Raw genomic sequence first — 18,097 nt, 5'->3', positions numbered from 1 at the left:
TTCCGGCGGCCTGACCAGCCACGGCGACGGGCCTGGAGGATCGCACAGGTTCGCGGCCCCGTATCATTCGGTCACGTGAACAAGCCCCGCATCCCCAATGTCCTGGCCGGCCGCTACGCCTCCCCCGAGCTGGCCGTCCTGTGGTCCCCCGAGTACAAGGTCACGCTGGAGCGGCGGCTGTGGCTCGCCGTGCTGCGCGCGCAGAAGGACCTCGGGATCGAGGTGCCGGACGGTGCGATCGAGGACTACGAGCGGGTCGTGGACCAGGTCGACCTGGAGTCGATCGCCGCGCGCGAGAAGGTCACCCGGCACGACGTCAAGGCGCGGATCGAGGAGTTCAACGCCCTCGCCGGGCACGAGCAGGTCCACAAGGGCATGACGTCCCGGGACCTCACGGAGAACGTCGAGCAGCTGCAGATCCGGCTGTCCCTGGAGCATGTACGGGGCCGGACCGTCGCCGTGCTCGCGCGGCTGGGGCGGCTCGCCGGCGAGCACGCGGAGCTGGTCATGGCGGGGCGTTCGCACAATGTGGCGGCGCAGGCCACGACGCTGGGCAAACGGTTCGCGACGGCGGCCGACGAGCTGATGGTGGCGTACGCGAGGCTGGAGGACCTGCTGGGCCGCTATCCGCTGCGCGGCATCAAGGGGCCGGTGGGCACGGCGCAGGACATGCTGGACCTGCTCGGCGGGGACGCGGGGAAGCTGGCGGACCTCGAGGGGCGCATCGCCGCGCACCTGGGCTTCGCCCGGGCGTTCACCTCGGTCGGCCAGGTCTACCCCCGGTCGCTGGACTACGACGTGGTGTCGGCGCTGGTGCAGCTGGCCGCGGCGCCGTCGTCGCTGGCCAAGACGATCCGGCTGATGGCGGGGCTCGAGCTGGTCACCGAGGGGTTCAAGCCCGGCCAGGTCGGCTCCTCGGCGATGCCGCACAAGATGAACACCCGCTCCTGCGAGCGCGTCAACGGCCTCGCGGTGATCCTGCGCGGCTACGCGTCGATGACGGGCGAGCTGGCCGGCGACCAGTGGAACGAGGGCGACGTGTCGTGCTCGGTGGTCCGCCGGGTGGCGCTGCCGGACGCGTTCTTCGCGCTGGACGGGCTGCTGGAGACGTTCCTGACGGTGCTGGACGAGTTCGGCGCGTTCCCGGCCGTGGTGGCCCGTGAGCTGGACCGCTATCTGCCGTTCCTGGCCACGACGAAGGTGCTGATGGGCGCGGTACGGGCCGGGGTCGGCCGGGAGCTCGCGCACGAGGTGATCAAGGAGCACGCGGTCGCGTCCGCGCTGGCGATGCGCGAGCGGGGCGCCGAGCGCAACGAGCTGCTCGACAAGCTGGCCGCCGACGAGCGGATCCCGCTGGACCGCGAGCAGCTGGACGCCCTGATGGCGGACAAGCTGTCCTTCACGGGCGCGGCCGGTGACCAGGTCGCGGCGGTCGCCGCCCGGATCGAGGCGATCACGAAGCAGCACCCGGACGAGGCGGCGTACACGCCGGGCGCGATTCTCTGACAGCCGGCGGGGGGCTTTCGCGGTGACGGCTTTCGACGAGTCCGAGCGGCGGATCTGGGCCGGGCGGGCGGACGCGTTCGCGGGCAGCTTCGCGAGGCTGTGCGCGTATCCGGTGTCCCGGCTGCTCGACGCGGCGGGGGTCGCAGAGGGTGTGCGGGTGCTCGACGTGGGGACGGGCACCGGTACGGCCGCCGCCGCCGCGTGCGGGCGCGGGGCACGGGTCACGGCGGTGGACGCGGAGCCGAGCATGGTCGCGCGGGCCGCGCGTGCGGTGCCGGGGGCGGACGTACGCCTCGCGGCGCTGCCGGAGCTGCCGTTCGCCGACGGCGCCTTCGACGCGGTGGTCGGGAACTTCGTCGTCAACCATGTCGGACGGCCCCGGGCGGCCCTGGCGGAGCTGCGCCGGGTGACGCGGCCGGGCGGGCGGATCGCCGTCACCGTCTGGGCGCTGCCCGCCGCCGCGGGGCAGGCGCTGCTGGGGCGGGCCGTGGAGGCGGCGGGGGTCGGCCGGCCCGCGCATCTGCCCATGGTGGACCCCGGTGACGACTTCTCCCGTACGGAGGCGGGGCTGGCCGGGCTGCTGGACGCCGCGGGGCTGGCGGACGCCGGCTGCGAGACGCTGCGCTGGGACCACCGGACCACCGCCGGGGAGTGGTGGAGCGGTCCGGCGTCCGGGGCGGCGACGATCGGGCAGATCGTGACAGGCCAGTCCCCCGAGGTCATCGAGGCGATCAAGGGGCACTTCGACGCGCTGTGCGCCGGGTTCACCGGCGCCGACGGTGTGCTGTCGCTGCCCCACGCGGCCCTGCTGGCGCACGGCCGGGCCTGAGCCGGCCACCGGGACCGTACGGATCAGGGGAGACGCCCGTTCGAGGGGCGGTACCGGTGCGGCGACCGGAAAGCGGGCCCGCCCGGCGATAAGCCGATTGCATGACAAGATCACCTGTCGAACGGAGATCCGGGCGCTGGGCGGCAACGCTGCTCGGCGCGCTGCTCTCCGCCGTCATCGGACTCACCGGACTCGCCGCGCCCGCCGCGACGGCGGTCTCCCCGCCCACCGACACCGCCCTGAGCTGGGGCTACAACCTCCACGGCCAGCTCGGCGACGACACCATCCTCAGCCGGGACCTGCCCGTGGACGTCCAGCTGCCGACGGGGGCGGAAGTCACCGACCTCGCCGGCGGCACCTACTTCAGCCTGGCGCTGACCTCCGACGGCAAAGTACTGGCCTGGGGCAACAACGCCTACGGCCAGCTCGGCGACAACACCGTCACCGAACGCCACACCGCCGGCTACGTGGACCTGCCCCCGGGCGTCACCGTCACCGCCATCGCCGCCGGCGACCAGCACAGCCTCGCGCTCACCTCCGACGGGAGGGTGCTGGCCTGGGGCCGCAACGACCTCGGCCAGCTCGGCGACGGCACCACCGTCGAACGCCACCTGCCGGTGTACGTGGACCTGCCGCCGGGCGTCACCGTCACGGCGATCGCCGCCGGCACCGGCGGACAGCACAGCCTGGCGCTGACCTCGGACGGCCGCGTCCTGTCCTGGGGCTGGAACGCCTACGGCCAGCTCGGCGACGGCACGACGACCGACCGCCCCGACCCCGAGTACGTACACCTGCCCGACGGCGTGACCATCACCGCCATCGGCGCGGGCGAGGGGCACAGCCTCGCGGTCACCTCGACGGGCCAGGTCCTGACCTGGGGCTGGAACAACTCCGGGCAGCTGGGCAACGACACACTCGTGAACCAGCCCCTCCCCGTGTACGCGGAACTGCCCGGCGGCGCCACGGTCACCGCCGTCGACGGCGGCCGGCGCCACAGCCTGGCGCTGACCTCGGACGGCCGCGTCCTGTCCTGGGGCTGGAACGCCTACGGCCAGCTCGGCGACGGCACCCTCACGACCCGTCGCGTCCCCGTCTACGCGAGCCTCCCCGCGGGCACCACGGTCACGGAGATCGACGCCGGCTCGCTGCACAGCCTGGCACTCACCTCCGACGGCAGGATCCTGGCCTGGGGCAGGAACGCGTCCGGGCAGATCGGGAACAACACCACCCAGGACCAGCGCATCCCCGTGTACACGGACCTGCCGGAGGGCCTGGTGGCCACGGCCGTCGCCGCCGGATACCTGCACAGCCTCGCCCTGGCCGTCGAGCCGGCGAGCACCACCACACTGGCGGCCGACCCCACCGAGGCGCAGCCGGGCGACCCCGTCCGGCTCGCCGCCCACGTCACCTGCAACGCCGGCACCCCGACCGGTTCGGTGGCCTTCTACGACGGCGACAGCCTCGTCACCACGGTTCCGCTGGACGCGAACGGCAACGCGGTGCTGACCACGACCGCCCTGCCCGAGGGCGCACACGCCCTCACCGCGCGCTACGCGGGCGAGGGCCTGTGCCCGGGATCCGTCTCCGACACGGTGACGGTCACGATCACCGCCCCCGTGCCACCCGGCGCGGGCTCGGTCACCGTGCGCAAGACCAGCAGCCGTACGGGCGGGCCGCTGGCCGGCGCGGTGTTCCAGCTGTGGCGGGAGACCAACGGCACGCCCGGCCTGCAGCGCACCGACACAAGGGTCGGCGCGGCCTGCGCGACGGACCAGCGGGGCGAGTGCCTCTTCGACGACCTCGCGGCGGGCACGTACTACCTGCGCGAGACGGACGTGCCGGAGGGATACGTGCTGCCGGAGCACCGGGTCACCACGGTCGACCTCGCCGACGGCGCGCGGCTCACCGAGCCGATCGCCAACGATCCCGTCGTCTGCGGGAAGCACTGCAAGAAGTAGTACACGTGGAGCCGGCCCGGGCCGGCTCCACGCACGGGCTCAGCGCGCGGCAGCCGTCGTCTGGGCGGGGAAGCCCGGGCGGCCGGCCAGCTCGGTGGTGCAGAACGCGCAGCGGACGGCGGCCTCCGGCACGGGGCTCAGGCAGTCCGGGCACTCGATCTTCGCCATGGGCATGTCCTTGACCGGCTCGAACTTGGCCTGGAGCTTGCCCACCGGCAGCACGACGGCGAAGTAGATCACGGCGGCGATGAGCACGAAGCTGATGGCCGCGTTGAGGAAGGCGCCGTACGGGAACTTCGCACCCCCCACGACGAAGGACTCCTTGCTGAAGTCACCCACCACCCCGGTGGCGACACCGATCAGCGGGGTCAGGAACGCGGTGACGAAACCGGTGACGACGGCCGTGAAGGCGGCACCGATGACGATGCCGACGCCGAGGTCGACCACGTTGCCGCGCAGCAGGAAGGAACGGAATCCCATGGTTCAGGTCTCCAGATCGATAAGTACTCGAGTCGTACGACCGCCCCGCGGGCAGCCCGGCGGGACATGCTGCCGACGCTATCGGGTGGAGTCCAGTTCGATCACTCGTTACGGTGAAAGGGAGACCGCAACCGTGACCTGGGCCACAGTCATGGACAACCCTTTCCCGGCCGCCCGCGCCGATCGGACGATGTGGCGTGGATCACCCGGGACACGGCTAAACTAGACAGTGTCCGGTCTTTGACTTGTTCGCCGTTAAGCGGTTGAGTGGCCCCGAGCGTCGGCGGCCGGCCGCACCACGGTCGGCGCACAACAGAAAACACCCTCAGAGTCACACAGCCCGGAGGAATCCATGTCGGATAACCAGGAGTCCGTTGTGAACGACACCAACGAGGGCGGCTGCCCGGTCGCCCACGGCCGTGCCCCGCACCCCACCCAGGGCGGCGGGAACCGGGACTGGTGGCCGAACCAGCTGAACCTGAAGATCCTCGCCAAGAACACCGGCGTCACCGACCCGATGGGCAAGGACTTCGACTACGCCGAGGCCTTCAAGTCCCTCGACCTCCCGGCCGTCAAGGCCGACATCCTCCAGGTGCTGACCACCTCCCAGGACTGGTGGCCGGCCGACTTCGGCCACTACGGCCCGCTGATGATCCGGATGGCCTGGCACAGCGCCGGCACGTACCGCATCAGCGACGGCCGCGGCGGCGCCGGCTCCGGCCAGCAGCGCTTCGCGCCACTGAACAGCTGGCCCGACAACGGCAACCTCGACAAGGCCCGCCGGCTGCTGTGGCCGGTCAAGAAGAAGTACGGCAAGAACCTCTCCTGGGCCGACCTGATCATCCTCACCGGCAACGTGGCGCTGGAGTCGATGGGCTTCGACACCTTCGGCTTCGGCGGCGGCCGCCCGGACGTCTACGAGCCCGAGGACGACGTCTACTGGGGCCCCGAGCAGGTCTGGCTCGACGACGAGCGCTACACCGGCGACCGCGAGCTGGAGAACCCGCTGGGCGCGGTCCAGATGGGCCTGATCTACGTCAACCCCGAGGGCCCCAACGGCAACCCGGACCCGATCGCCGCGGCCCGCGACATCCGCGAGACCTTCCGCCGGATGGCCATGAACGACGAGGAGACCGTCGCCCTCATCGCCGGCGGCCACACCTTCGGCAAGACCCACGGCGCCGGCCCGGCGGAGAACGTCGGCCCCGAGCCCGAGGCGACCCCGCTGGAGCAGATGGGCCTGGGCTGGAAGAGCACCTACGGCACCGGCAAGGGCGGCGACGCCATCACCTCCGGTCTCGAGGGCATCTGGACCAACACCCCGACCACCTGGGACAACAGCTTCTTCGAGATCCTCTTCGGCTACGAGTGGGAGCTGTTCAAGAGCCCCGCCGGCGCCTACCAGTACCGGCCGAAGGACGGCGCGGGCGACAACACCGTCCCCGACGCCCACGACCCCAGCAAGCGCACCCACCCGACGATGCTCACCACCGACCTCTCGCTGCGCGTGGACCCGGTGTACGAGCCGATCTCGCGGCGCTTCCTGGAGAACCCGGCCGAGTTCGCGGACGCGTTCGCCCGCGCCTGGTTCAAGCTGACCCACCGCGACATGGGCCCGATCGCCCGCTACCTCGGCCCGGAGGTCCCCTCCGAGGTGCTGGTGTGGCAGGACCCGGTCCCGGCCGTGGACCACGAGCTGGTCGGCCCCGCCGACGTGACCGCCCTCAAGGAGCAGGTGCTGGCCTCCGGCCTCTCGGTGTCCCAGCTGGTGTCCACCGCGTGGGCGTCCGCGTCCTCCTTCCGCGGCAGCGACAAGCGCGGCGGCGCCAACGGCGCGCGGATCCGGCTGGAGCCGCAGAACGGCTGGGAGGTCAACTCCCCCGACGAGCTGGCGACGGTGCTGCGCACCCTGGAGGGCGTCCGGGAGCGGTTCAACGCGGGCGGCAAGAAGATCTCGCTGGCCGACCTGATCGTGCTCGCTGGCGGCGCCGGCGTGGAGAAGGCCGCGAAGGACGCGGGCGTGCCGGTCGAGGTGCCGTTCACCCCGGGCCGTACCGACGCGTCGCAGGAGCAGACGGAGGTCGAGTCGTTCGCCGCGATGGAGCCGACGGTGGACGGTTTCCGCAACTACACGGGCAAGGGCAACCGGCTGCCGCAGGAGTTCCTGCTGATCGACCGGGCCAACCTGCTCACGCTGAGCGCCCCGGAGATGACGGTCCTGGTCGGCGGTCTGCGGGTGCTGGGCGCCAACCACCAGGGCACGTCGCTCGGTGTGTTCACCGACGCGCCGGGCACGCTGACGAACGACTTCTTCGTCAACCTGCTCGACCTGGACACCACCTGGACCCCGACCTCGGCGGACGCCACCACCTTCGAGGGCCGCGACGCCTCCGGCGCCCTGAAGTGGACCGGCAGCCGGGTCGACCTGGTCTTCGGCTCGAACTCCGAGCTGCGGGCGGTCGCGGAGGTCTACGGCGCCGACGACGCGAAGGAGAAGTTCGTGAACGACTTCGTCGCGGCGTGGACCAAGGTCATGGAGCTGGACCGGTACGACGTCAAGTGACCCGATGAGCGGGTGACCGGGGCCGGCCCGCACGGGCCGGCCCCGGTTCGCGTCACGCGTCCCGCCGGCTCACCGACCACCAGCCGGCCGCACCCGCCGCCGCGGCCCAGACGGCGAGGATCGCCAGCCCCGTCCAGGGGCCGAAATCGGTGCTCGGATCCCGGTAGAAGATCATCTGGCCGGCGCGGTCCGGAAGGTAGTCGGCGAAGGTCCCGGCGGAGTCGCCGATCACGAACGACACCGTCAGGATCAGCGGGATCATGATGCTCAGCGCCCCGACCCCGCTGCGCAGCACCGCCGTCAGGCCGGCGGCGAAGACGGCCAGCAGCGCGTAGTACAGGCCGCTCCCCGCGCAGGCGCGCAGCACTCCCTCGTCACCCCAGGCCGGCTTGTCCGCCCCGCCCAGCGCCTGGTCCCCGAGGACCGTCGCGACGCCGGTGAGCAGCCCGGCCGCCAGGGTGAGCCCGGCGATCACCGCCAGCTTCGCCCCGTAGAACAGCCCCCGGCGCGGCACGGCGGCCAGGGAGATCCGCAGTGCGCCCCCGTGGTACTCCGAGGACACGGCGAGGACGCCGAAGGCGATCGCGGCGATCTGGCCCATCGCGATGCCGAAGAAGGCGTGGAAGAGCGGGTCGAGGTTGCCGTCCTCCACCTCGGAGGTCCCCACGGTGAGCCAGCTGAAGCCGGCGGTCAGCGCGATCAGGACCAGCAGGGACACGGCGGTACCGCGCAGCGAGCGGATCTTGATCAGCTCGGAGCGGATCACGGCGGTAGTGGACATCAGGCCTCCTGCGGGGTGGCGGTGAACTGGACGGCGCCGGCGGTGAGATCGAGGTACGCCTGCTCGAGCGTGGCCTCCTCGGCGGCGAGTTCGAGGACGGCGATCCCGGCCCCGGCGGCGAGCGGGCCGACGTCCTCGACCCGGGCCCCGTCGACGATCAGCCGGTCGTCGGCGTCCGGCTGGGTGGTGAAGCCCCGGTCGTGCAGCAGCCCGCGCAGCCGCTCGCCGTCGGTGCTGCGCACCCTCACCCGGGGGTGGGTGCGGGAGGCGAGGAACTCCTTCATCGGGGTGTCGGCGAGCAGCCGCCCCCGGCCCAGGACCACCAGATGGTCGGCGTAGGACGCCGTCTCGTTCATCAGATGGCTGGAGACCAGCACGGTGCGGCCCTCCCGGGCCAGTCGGCGCAGCAGCTCGCGGATCCAGATGATGCCCTCCGGGTCCAGGCCGTTGGCCGGCTCGTCGAGCAGCAGCACCCCCGGATCGCCGAGCAGCGCGGCGGCGATACCGAGGCGCTGGCGCATGCCGAGGGAGTACGTCCTGACCCGGCGTCCGGCGACATCCGCCAGCCCCGTCTGCTCCAGGACCTCCGCCACCCGCCGGTCCGGGATCCGGTGGGTGGCCGCCAGGGCCCGCAGATGGGCGCGGGCGGTACGGGAGCCGTGGGCGGCCCGGGCGTCCAGGAGGGCACCGACGTGGTGCAGCGGCTCACCGAGGGCGGCGTACGGGCGTCCGCCGACGCTCGCGCTGCCGGCGGTGGGGCGGTCCAGGCCGAGGACCAGCCGCATCGTGGTGGACTTCCCGGCGCCGTTGGGGCCGAGGAAACCGGTCACCCGGCCGGGTTCCACGGTGAAGGTGAGGCCGTCCACGGCCCGGACGCTGCCGTAGTCCTTGGTCAGGTCACGCACTGCGATCGAGGTCATGCCCTCAGCCTCGCCGTCCGGCCCGGGGCACGGCTTCCCCCCGCCGGGGGTTCGCTCTCCCCCGCACGGGGGAGCCGGGGCAGGGGGCGGGGCTGGCACGATGGCCGGGTGATCACGCTCTTGCGGCCGCTGACGCGGGCCGTCACGTACACCCGGTGGCTGCATATGCTGCTGGGCGGACTGCCGTCGCTGGTCGCCATGATGGTGATCGGCAGCCCCGACCCCGAGCCCGCCTCCTGGGTGCTGATGCCGGTCGTGGTGGTGCTGCCGCTGATGGCTGTCGCCGCGCTGGTGCCGCAGACGCGGGTGCTGGAGGCCGCGCAGGCCCGGGGGCTGCTGTTCCCCGGCCCGCACGCGCGGGAGCGCGGGGAGGACCCGGGGATCAGCGCCGGGCCGTCGGCGTCCTGGGGGGACCGGGGGCGGGTGCTGTGCTGGCTCGTGCTGCGGGTGGTGTCCGGGGTCGCCGTGGGGATCGCGACGTTCTGGCTGACCGGGCAGTCGATGGGGCTGGCCTTCGGCCCGGCCGGCGGGGCGACGGACCTGGTGTGGCCGGGCGTGTGGCTGTCCTGGTACGCGCTGCTCGCACCGGTTCCGTCCGTCCTGCTGCTGCTCCTGGTGATCCTCGCCGGGCGGCTGGAGGCGGCGGCCGCGCGGCGGCTGCTCGGGCCGTCGGCCGCCGAGCGGATGGCCGCGCTCGAGGAGCGCACAGAGCGGCTGCTGGAGCACAACCGGCTGGCCCGCGAGCTGCACGACTCCATCGGCCACGCGCTCACCGTCGCCGTCGTCCAGGCAGGCGCCGCCCGGGCCGCCGGAAAGCCCGAGTTCACCGAACGGGCCCTCACCGCGATCGAGGACACCGGACGCCAGGCCCTCGAGGAGCTGGACCGCGTGCTGCGGGTGCTGCGCGAGGACGCCGGGCGCGATCCGGCGTCCCGGCCGGGGCTGACCAGGCTGACGGGCCTGGTGGAGGCCGCACGGGCGTCGGGCGCCGAGGTGTCGTGCACGGTGACCGGGGAGCTGGCGGGGGTGCCGGGGCCGGTGTCGCGGGAGGCGTACCGGATCGTCCAGGAGGCGCTCACCAACGTGCTGCGGCACGCCGGGACGGTCCCCGTACGGCTGCGGGTCGACGCGGCGGCCGACGCGCTGGAGCTCGACGTGGCCAACCCGCTGCCCGACGGGGCGCCCGCCCTCCCGGGCGGCGGCAGCGGACTGCGCGGCATCCGCGAGCGCGCGGCACTGCTCGGCGGGCGAGCGCACACCGGCGGCGAGGACGGCGCGTGGCGGGTGCGGGTACGGCTGCCGCTGGTCTGACGCGACGGCGGGGGCCGCTAGGGTGACCGGGTGGGGACGATCAACGTACTGCTGGTGGACGACGATCCGCTGGTGCGGGCGGGGCTGCGGGTGATCCTCGAGGCCCAGGAGGACATCGCGGTCGTGGGCGAGGCGGCCGACGGGGCGGCGGTGCTGCCGCTGGTGCGCTCGCTGCGGCCGGACGTGGTGGCGATGGACGTCCGGATGCCGCTGCTCGACGGGATCGAGGCGACCCGGCTGGTGCTGCGGTCCGTCGCCGAACCGCCGAAGATCCTCGTGGTGACGACGTTCGAGGAGGACGAGTACGTCTACGAGGCGCTGCGCGCCGGCGCCGACGGCTTCCTGCTGAAGCGGGCCCGCCCGGCGGAGATCGTGCACGCGGTGCGCCTCGTCGCCGAGGGTGAGTCGCTGCTCTTCCCCGCGGCGCTGCGCTCCCTCGCCGCCGCCCGCGGCAACGACACCGCGGCCCGGGCGATGGAGCGCGCCGCGCTCACCGAACGTGAGGCGCAGGTGCTGCGGCTCGTCGCCCGCGGGATGACGAACGCGGAGATCGCCGCGCAGCTGGTGCTGGGCACCGAGACCGTGAAGTCGCACGTGAGCGCCGTCCTGACGAAACTCGGCGCGCGGGACCGCACCCAGGCGGTGATCGCGGCGTACGAGTCCGGGTTCGTCGCTCCCGGTACGGGCCGATAGCGGATAGCATCCGCCCCACAGACATTCGATGGGAGGGCGGACGTTGGGGCAGCTCACCGGTGGAGACCCGTCTCTGCTGCGTCGCATCAACTCCGCGGTGGTTCTGCACGCGCTGCGTGACGCGGAGATCCTGACGCTCACCGAGCTGGTGAGCGTCACGGGTCTGTCGCGCCCCACGCTGGAAGGCGTCATCGAGGGGCTGGTGGAGTCCGGTCTGGTCGTCGAGGCGGCGGCGGAGCCGAGCAAGTCCCGCCGGCAGGGGCGGCCCGCGCGGCGGTTCCGCTTCCACGCCGAGTCCGGGCATCTGCTGGGCATCGAGATCGGGCCGCACCGGGTCTCCGCGCTGCTCTCCGACCTGGAGGGCCAGCTGCGCGGCTCCGTGTCGCGGGACGTCGCCGAGGACGCCGCGGCCGAGGAACGGCTGGAGAAGACCCGCGCGGCGGTCGGTGACCTGCTGCGGCGCTCCGGCGTGCCGCGCAGTTCGCTGCGGGCCGTCGGCGTGGGCACACCCGGGATCGTCGAGGCCGACGGGACCGTACGGCTGGGCACCGCCATTCCCGGCTGGACGGGGCTGCGGCTCGGGGAGCGGCTGCAGCGGTCGTTCCGCTGCCCGGTGATCGTGGAGAACGACGCCAACGCCGCCGCCGTCGCCGAGCACTGGCGGGGGGCGGCACGCGACTCCAGCGACCTGGTCTTCGTACTGGCGGGCCTGTCACCGGGCGCGGGCGCGCTGATCGGCGGCCGGCTGCACCGGGGGTTCGGCGGGGCTGCCGGGGAGATCGGGGCGCTGCATCTGCTGGGCCGGGAGGCGTTCCCGGAGAAGCTGCTGTCCACAACCGGGGAGCCGCTGCACCCACTGGACGAGACGGCCGTCGCGCACGTCTTCAGCCGCGCCGCGGCCGGCGAGGCGGGGGCGCGGGATGCGGTGGAGCGCTTCCTGCAGCGGCTGGTGCACGACGTGGCCGCGCTGGTGCTGGCGCTGGACCCCGAGCTGGTGATCGTCGGCGGCTGGGCGGCCGGACTGGACGGGGTGCTGGAGCCGCTGCGGCGCGAACTCGACCGCTACTGCCTGCGGCCACCGCAGGTCAAGCAGTCGATGCTCGGAGACTCGGCGATCGCCACGGGCGCGCTGCGGCTGGCGCTGGACCATCTCGAGCACGAGCTGTTCGCCGTGGAGTCGACGGTGACGGCGCGCCACTGAACCGGCAAAGCGGTGGCGCCCCTCGCCCGGGATGTGTGAGAGTCGTCGATGCCGGGGGGACTCCCGGTGACGGCGTGTAGCTCAGCAGCAGAGCACCGGGCTTCAGACCCGGGGGGCGCAGGGGCGGAACCTGCCACGCCGGCCTATGAACGACAACCGCGAACCCGAGACGTCCGCCGGTCCCGCCTACGCGCGCGCCCAGCTGGCCCGCGCCTTCGCCACCGCCCTCGCCCACCCCGATCCGGCCACCCGTGAACGGGCCGAGACGCGCGCCGGCCTGTGGCAGGACGTCCTCGACGCCATCCTGGGCGGCCGCGTCACCGTCGGCTCCCGCACCCCCGTCGCGGATCTCCCCGCCTGGGTGACGCCCGAGGTGGTCCGCGGCGGCTTCGCCACCTCCCGGGCCGCGGCCGAGGGGCCCCTGGAGCAGTACGAGCGGCGGGCCGCCGAGGAGGCCGGCGTACCGGCGCGGCGCGAGGCGCTGTTCGCCCACTGGCTGACGGAGCCGGGACTCGAGCGGCTGTGGGCGCTGCTCGACAGCGGGCGGTACGAGACGGCGGTGCCGGAGGAGGGCGCCCTGCTCACCGTGGCCTGGCTGGTGCGCGCCGGGGAGCACGACGCCGCCGTGGAGCTGGCGCGCGAGCTGGAGCCGTTCGCGGACCGGCTGCGGTTCACCCCGCGCCCGGCGACGGGGCCGGCGCCGGACTCCCGGGCGGTGCACCGCAGTACGGCGGGCGAGGCGGGCGCCGCCCTGGTCGCGCGCCGGCCGCACGACGGGGTCGAGGCGCAGCGCGAGGCGCACACCGTGTGGCTGCCGTTCGGGGACGAGCTGCTGGCCCACTGGCTCGCGGCCGGCGACCTGGACGGCGTACCGGACGAGGCGTGGCTGGCGCGCGGTACGGCGCTGCTTGCGCGGTACGCGAAGCTGGCCGCCAACCACGACCGGTGCACCAAGCACCTCAACCCCAAGGAGAACCTGGGGATTCTGCGCGGCGCCCTCGAGGAGGTCGTCGCCGGGCGCGCGCTGGACGCGCGCCGGCGGGGGCTCGTGCGGTGTGCGACGCGGGCGATGGTGCGCAAGCGCGGGCTGCCCGGCTCGGACCGGCACCGTGAGCTGCGCGCCGGACAGCGGGCGCAGGCCGCACTGCCGTCGCACCTGGAGATCGGGCAGCTGGTACGGCGCCGGCTGGACGCGCTGCCGCAGACGACGGGGGTCGCCGAGGTGCCGCCGCTGCTGGTGGACGTGTCGGAGGCCGAGGCCGAGGGGACGTCCGTCCCCGCCGGGACGGCCCTGCCCAAGTCGCTGCGGCGGGTCCTCGAGCGCACCCTGAGCGCGCCGGTGGACGTCCTAGTGGCGCGCGGTCTCGTACCCTCCGCGGAGGTGCTGGCGACGCTCGTCCCGCAGCTGGTCGGCACGGCGTTCTCCGGCGCGTACCCGGACGGCGCGCTGCGCACGCTGGGCGCGGCGCACTACCGGGCGTTCCGCACCCGCCGCTCGCTGCTCCTGCTCGACCACGCGTCCCAGGTCCGGATCGGGGAACTGCCCTGGGTGCGGGCGCTGGAGCCGCACCGTACCGAGGCGGGCCGGGCGCCCGCCCGCGTCGCGCTGCGGCACACCGCCGAGCTGGCCGTCGGCGTCTTCCCCGGGACACCGCTGCCCAATCCGCTGGTCCGGGAACTGGGCGTGCTGGCAAGGGAGTCCGGGGACGAGCTGCCGTTCACGGAGGACCTGGCCGCCGACATCTTCATGGGGTCGTTCACCCCGAAGTTCGCCCGGGCTGCCCGGATCGCCGCCGAGGTGCTGGCGGGCAGTCTGTACGCGCGGTACTACGGCATCGACTACTCGGCGGCGTGGACGCCGGAGGACTTCGGCGCGCTGTGTACGGAGCGCGCGGGCGCCGCGGGGCGGCGTGACCGGTCCCCGGCCGTGAACGGGACGATCATCGAGCAGGCGCAGATCCTCACCACCCACAACCTGGCCACCCTGGTGGCGCGGGCGGAGATACGCCCCGAGGCGGGCTGGGCGGATCTGGCGCGAGGGGCCTTCGGCACCGTGTGCCGGTTCACGGCCCGGCTGGAGAACAATCCGCGCCCGCTGACCACCGTGAAGGCGGCGGCGTACGCGTGGCGGCAGATGCTGTTCTTCCTGTCGCTGTGCGACGACGCGGCGCGCGCCCAGGTGCTGGCGGGGCTCGGCGACCACTGCGCCCAGCACCCCCGGCCGGTCGCCCGGCGGCTCGCGCCGGCGCTGGCCGGGCTGAGCGCGGTCGAGGCCGGCGGGCGTGCCGGTGACGGGCAGGGCGAACTGTTCCTGGGATGGACGACGCGCCGCCACTGGATCCTGGCGGCGCGCTGAGGTCCGGACGTCAGCCGGCGAGCAGGCTGCCGTCGTCGCTGAAGGTCAGCCGGCAGGTGTCGGCCCGGTAGGTGTCCACCGACACCGCGACCGTGCGGCCCGCGTCCGTGTAGCGGGTGGTGACGACCAGCACCGGGGCGCCCGGCAGCCGGTCCAGCTCGCGGGCGTCCTCCGCGCGGGCGGAGCCCAGCTCGACCGTGCGGTCCTGGCCGGCCATGTCGTGGCGGCCCAGCTCACGCACCACGCGGGCGGCGGCCACATCGTCGCCGTCGACGCCCGGGACGGACCGCGCCGGCACGTACAGCAGCTGCGCCGCGACGGTCTGGCCGCCGCGGGCGCGGATCCGGCGCACGGTGTGCACCTTCTCGCCGCCGTCGGTGCCGAGCATGCGGGCGATGGCCGCCGGGGCGCTCTCCAGGCTGACGGAGACGGGCTCCCAGAGCTCCTGCTCGTCGGGCCAGGTGTGCTGGCCGGAGCCGACGGGGACGCCGATCCGGGGCGGGGCGACCGTGGTGCCGACGCCGCGGCGGCGCTGCAGCCGGCCCTCCAGCTCGAGCTGGTCGAGGGCCTGGCGGAGCGTGGCCCGGGCGACGCCGAAGCGGGCGGCGAGGTCGCGCTCGTTGGGCAGGATCTCCCCCACGGCGAACTCCGAGTCGAGCGCGTCGCTCAGCACGGACTTCAGGTGCCAGTACTTGGGCTCCTGAACTGCGTCAAGCTGCGTGGTCCCCACCCTGACCTCCCCCGGTCTCTCTCGTGTGCCTGCTGCCGTCTAATGCAGAACTGTTTATTAAAGGTTGTTGCAGTAACTGAGACAGTAGGCGCGCCGAACGTCCTGGTCAAGACCAATCGGGCCGGGAGATGCCGGGCCGGGCCCGTGGCGTAGATTCCGTGATCACACGGGAGCGGGTACGGAAGGGCGGGCCATGCGCAAGGTCACGGTGGTCACCGGCGGCGGCCGGGGGATCGGGGCGGCGGTCGCGCTGCGGCTGGCGCGCGCCGGTCACGACGTCGGCATCGGGTACGAGCGGGCGCGGGACGCGGCCGAGGCCACCGCGCGGGCCGTGCGCGACGCGGGCGGCGCGGCGGTCGCGGTACAGGCCGACGTGAGCCGGGAGGAGGACGTCGACGCCCTGTTCGCGACGGTCGCCGGAGAGCTGGGGCCGGTCACCGGGCTGGTGAACAACGCCGGGGTGCCGGGGCCGCGCGGGCCGTTCACAGAAACGCCCGTGGCCGACATCCGCCGCGTCATCGACGTGAACCTGACCGGCACCGTGCTGTGCGCCCGCCGGGCCGCGCTGGTGATGGCGACGTCCCGGGGCGGGGCCGGCGGGGCGATCGTGAACATCTCCTCCGGCCAGGCCACCCTGGGCGGCGGTGGGGACTACGTGCACTACGCCGCGTCGAAGGCCGGGGTCGACGCGCTGACCGTGGGCCTGTCCCGCGAGCTGGCCGGGGACGGGATCCGGGTGAACTCCGTGCAGCCCGGCGTCGTCGACACCGAGATCCACGCCACGATGGGCGACCCGGACCGGGCGTGGACGATGGGACGGGCGGTGCCCCTGGGGCGGCCGGCCGATCCGGCGGAGATCGCGTCGGCGGTGGCGTGGCTGATGTCCGACGAGGCGTCGTACACCACGGGCGCGGTGCTGCGGGTGGCCGGCGGGCGGTGAGGCCCGGGCCGGGCGTCCTCGCTAGAGGAGCCCGGCCATCTTGTCCGGGTTGCGCACCAGGTAGATCGTGTCGATCCGCCCGTTGCTCGTCTCCAGGGTGACCACCGAGTCCGGCTTGCCCTGCGACAGGACGATCAGCGCCAGCACCCCGTTGACCTCGCGGAACTCGAACGACGGGTCGATCGGGGCCCGGTCCGAGATACCGACGAGGAAGCGGCCGACCTTGTCCGCCGACGCGACGATCCGGCGCGGCGCCCGCGACTTGCCGCCGCTGTCGGCGACCAGGCTGACGTCGGGGGCGAGCAGCTCCATCAGGTCGGTGAGCCGGCCGCCCGCGGCGGCGGCGAGGAACCGCTCGGTGAGGTCGCGGCGCTCCTGCGGGTCGACGGTGTAGCGGGGGCGGCGTTCGTCGACGTGCCGCCGGGCGCGGCCGGCGAGCTGGCGTACCGCGGGCTCGGAGCGGTCGAGCAGCTCCGCGATCTCGGCGAACGGGTAGCCGAACGCCTCGCGGAGCACGAACACCGCCCGCTCCAGCGGCGACAGCGACTCCAGGACGACGAGGACCGCGACGCCGACGGTGTCGGCCAGGACGGCCTGCTCCGCGGTGTCCGGGACGGCCTCGCCGAAGTCGGTGGCGATCGGCTCCGGCAGCCACGGCCCGACGTAGGACTCGCGGCGGGACTGTGCCTGGCGGAGCCGGTCGATGGCGAGATGGGTGGTCATCCGTACGAGATACGCCTTGGGTTCGCGCACCTGGCTCTGGTCCAGGGCGGCCCATTTGAGCCAGACGTCCTGGACCACGTCCTCGGCGTCGGCGAACCGGCCGAGCATGCGGTAGGCGACCCCCGTCAGGAGCCGGCGGTGATCTTCGAAGGATTCGAGCGCTGTCGCGGCTGCCACGCCCCCATCATGGCAGGGCGCCTGATCAGCCCCGCGCCCAGGACCACCCCGAAGCCCACCAGCAGGCTGCCGGCCGCCTGCGAGAGCCCGTACGTGCCCGAGCCGACCAGCGGCGCGGTGACCGCGGCGGCGACGGGGATCAACCCGGAGAAGAGGGTGGCGCGTTCGGCGCCGATCCGGGCGATGCCCGCGTACCAGCAGACGAAGCCCACGACGGTGACGACGACCGCCTGCCAGACCAGCGCCGCGGCCTCCCCGGTATCGGGCATCCGCAGGGTGTCCGCGCCCTCGTACAGCAGCCCCACCGCGAGCGCCTCGAGCGCGGCCACGCCGCAGCCCGCCGTCGACAGCAGCTTCGGGCCCAGCGGCCGCAGCAGCGGCACCGCGACCACGGCGAACCCGACCTCCCCGGCCAGCGCCGCCACCGAGTACGCCAGCCCCGCCGCGTCGGTACGTCCCCAGCCCTGGACGACGAACGCCCCGGCGGCCACGACCAGCGCGCCGGTCAGCACCGCCCTGCCCGGCCGGCGGCCGGCCGTCAGCGGTCCCAGGACGGCCACGAGGACCGGGGCACAGCCCACGAGGACGCCGGGGACGGCCGGTTCCGCGGTGCGTTCGGCGGCCAGGACGGCGAAGTTGAAGCCGACCATACCGATCGCGGCGAGCGCCGCCAGACGCGTCCACTGGCGGGCGGTGAGCCGGCGCAGCGGGGCGAGCCCGCCGCGGCCGAGGAGCGGGATCAGGAGCAGGCAGGCGAGGCCGTAACGGAGGGCCTGCCCGCCGGCGTACGGGTAGTCGCCGAGGGTGCTGTTGACGGTGAAGGAGCCGCCGACGAGGACGCAGGCGAGGGCGGCGAGGAGGGCGCCGCGGGGGTCTGTGCGCGTTGGCTTCATGGGGACGACGCTGCCAGGGACGCGGTCCCCCATTAA

General features: G+C 73.9%; 15 protein-coding genes. 9 read left to right on the top strand and 6 right to left on the bottom strand.

The genetic code is table 11. The features are described from left to right. The first annotated feature begins 75 nt into the window (after positions 1–75). The 3 genes from purB to SRB5_RS03910 all read left to right on the top strand — a co-directional run bounded on the left by purB (position 76) and on the right by SRB5_RS03910 (position 4,293). Positions 76–1,506: an adenylosuccinate lyase gene (purB, locus tag SRB5_RS03920; protein ID WP_323376992.1), complete on the top strand. Its 1,431-nt coding sequence runs from the start codon at positions 76–78 to the stop codon at positions 1,504–1,506. A 22-nt stretch (positions 1,507–1,528) separates the two neighbouring features. Further along, on the top strand, positions 1,529–2,335 hold the full coding sequence (locus SRB5_RS03915; RefSeq protein ID WP_323376989.1) for a class I SAM-dependent methyltransferase: 807 nt from the start codon (positions 1,529–1,531) through the stop codon (positions 2,333–2,335). A gap of 101 nt (positions 2,336–2,436) precedes the next feature. Then, a complete protein-coding gene (locus SRB5_RS03910; protein WP_153450021.1) occupies positions 2,437–4,293 on the top strand; it encodes an RCC1 domain-containing protein in 1,857 nt (618 codons plus the stop codon). A gap of 39 nt (positions 4,294–4,332) precedes the next feature. Here the strand turns inward: SRB5_RS03910 and mscL are convergent, their stop codons facing one another. Beyond that, positions 4,333–4,773, bottom strand: a complete 441-nt coding sequence (gene mscL / locus SRB5_RS03905) for a large conductance mechanosensitive channel protein MscL (RefSeq protein WP_153450020.1) — start codon at positions 4,771–4,773, stop codon at positions 4,333–4,335. Between the two features lie 352 nt (positions 4,774–5,125). Here mscL and katG point away from each other — a divergent pair, with 352 nt between their 5' ends. Beyond that, on the top strand, positions 5,126–7,336 hold the full coding sequence (gene katG, locus SRB5_RS03900; RefSeq protein WP_153450019.1) for a catalase/peroxidase HPI: 2,211 nt from the start codon (positions 5,126–5,128) through the stop codon (positions 7,334–7,336). 52 nt (positions 7,337–7,388) lie between these two features. On the opposite strand, the gene SRB5_RS03895 is transcribed toward katG, so the two are convergent. Next, complete coding sequence (locus tag SRB5_RS03895; protein WP_153450018.1) at positions 7,389–8,117, bottom strand: ABC transporter permease; 729 nt, start codon at positions 8,115–8,117, stop codon at positions 7,389–7,391. After that, on the bottom strand, positions 8,117–9,037 hold the full coding sequence (locus SRB5_RS03890) for an ABC transporter ATP-binding protein (RefSeq protein WP_153450017.1): 921 nt from the start codon (positions 9,035–9,037) through the stop codon (positions 8,117–8,119). The genes SRB5_RS03895 and SRB5_RS03890 overlap by 1 nt, the downstream gene beginning before the upstream one ends. Before the next feature lie 108 nt (positions 9,038–9,145). On the opposite strand from SRB5_RS03890, the gene SRB5_RS03885 reads away from it, so the two are divergent. The 4 genes from SRB5_RS03885 (at position 9,146) to SRB5_RS03870 (ending at position 14,598) form a co-directional block, all read left to right on the top strand. Beyond that, positions 9,146–10,348, top strand: coding sequence for a sensor histidine kinase (locus SRB5_RS03885; RefSeq protein WP_323376987.1), 1,203 nt, complete (start codon positions 9,146–9,148; stop codon positions 10,346–10,348). Positions 10,349–10,378: 30 nt separating this feature from the next. Further along, the gene (locus SRB5_RS03880) at positions 10,379–11,041 is read left to right on the top strand and encodes a response regulator transcription factor (RefSeq protein WP_323376985.1); all 663 of its coding nucleotides are present in this window, start codon (positions 10,379–10,381) and stop codon (positions 11,039–11,041) included. Positions 11,042–11,084: 43 nt separating this feature from the next. Continuing rightward, complete coding sequence (locus SRB5_RS03875) at positions 11,085–12,242, top strand: ROK family transcriptional regulator (RefSeq protein ID WP_153450016.1); 1,158 nt, start codon at positions 11,085–11,087, stop codon at positions 12,240–12,242. Positions 12,243–12,387: 145 nt separating this feature from the next. Continuing rightward, on the top strand, positions 12,388–14,598 hold the full coding sequence (locus SRB5_RS03870) for a coiled-coil domain-containing protein (protein WP_153450015.1): 2,211 nt from the start codon (positions 12,388–12,390) through the stop codon (positions 14,596–14,598). A gap of 10 nt (positions 14,599–14,608) precedes the next feature. On the opposite strand, the gene SRB5_RS03865 is transcribed toward SRB5_RS03870, so the two are convergent. Next, positions 14,609–15,328: a GntR family transcriptional regulator gene (locus SRB5_RS03865; RefSeq protein ID WP_323376983.1), complete on the bottom strand. Its 720-nt coding sequence runs from the start codon at positions 15,326–15,328 to the stop codon at positions 14,609–14,611. Positions 15,329–15,521: 193 nt separating this feature from the next. On the opposite strand from SRB5_RS03865, the gene SRB5_RS03860 reads away from it, so the two are divergent. Next, positions 15,522–16,268: an SDR family oxidoreductase gene (locus SRB5_RS03860; protein WP_153450014.1), complete on the top strand. Its 747-nt coding sequence runs from the start codon at positions 15,522–15,524 to the stop codon at positions 16,266–16,268. A gap of 21 nt (positions 16,269–16,289) precedes the next feature. Here the strand turns inward: SRB5_RS03860 and SRB5_RS36235 are convergent, their stop codons facing one another. Further along, positions 16,290–17,168, bottom strand: coding sequence for an RNA polymerase sigma-70 factor (locus tag SRB5_RS36235; RefSeq protein ID WP_323376982.1), 879 nt, complete (start codon positions 17,166–17,168; stop codon positions 16,290–16,292). After that, complete coding sequence (locus SRB5_RS36230) at positions 17,117–18,061, bottom strand: DMT family transporter (RefSeq protein WP_228389773.1); 945 nt, start codon at positions 18,059–18,061, stop codon at positions 17,117–17,119. Before SRB5_RS36230 ends, SRB5_RS36235 begins: the two co-directional genes overlap by 52 nt. Positions 18,062–18,097: the final 36 nt, after the last annotated feature.

Origin of the sequence: Streptomyces smaragdinus (assembly GCF_009604385.1) — a bacterium.
GTDB lineage: Bacteria > Actinomycetota > Actinomycetes > Streptomycetales > Streptomycetaceae > Streptomyces > Streptomyces smaragdinus.
Note: the sequence above shows the minus strand (reverse complement) of the source record. Positions and strands in the feature narration are given on the sequence as shown.

Coding starts and splice junctions, on each gene's coding strand:
- SRB5_RS03910 (WP_153450021.1), top strand. CDS start 2,437: ATGACAAGATCACCTGTCGAACGGAGATCCGGGCGCTGGGCGGCAACG.
- mscL (WP_153450020.1), bottom strand. CDS start 4,773: ATGGGATTCCGTTCCTTCCTGCTGCGCGGCAACGTGGTCGACCTCGGC.
- katG (WP_153450019.1), top strand. CDS start 5,126: ATGTCGGATAACCAGGAGTCCGTTGTGAACGACACCAACGAGGGCGGC.
- SRB5_RS03895 (WP_153450018.1), bottom strand. CDS start 8,117: ATGTCCACTACCGCCGTGATCCGCTCCGAGCTGATCAAGATCCGCTCG.
- SRB5_RS03890 (WP_153450017.1), bottom strand. CDS start 9,037: ATGACCTCGATCGCAGTGCGTGACCTGACCAAGGACTACGGCAGCGTC.
- SRB5_RS03870 (WP_153450015.1), top strand. CDS start 12,388: ATGAACGACAACCGCGAACCCGAGACGTCCGCCGGTCCCGCCTACGCG.
- SRB5_RS03860 (WP_153450014.1), top strand. CDS start 15,522: ATGCGCAAGGTCACGGTGGTCACCGGCGGCGGCCGGGGGATCGGGGCG.
- SRB5_RS36230 (WP_228389773.1), bottom strand. CDS start 18,061: ATGAAGCCAACGCGCACAGACCCCCGCGGCGCCCTCCTCGCCGCCCTC.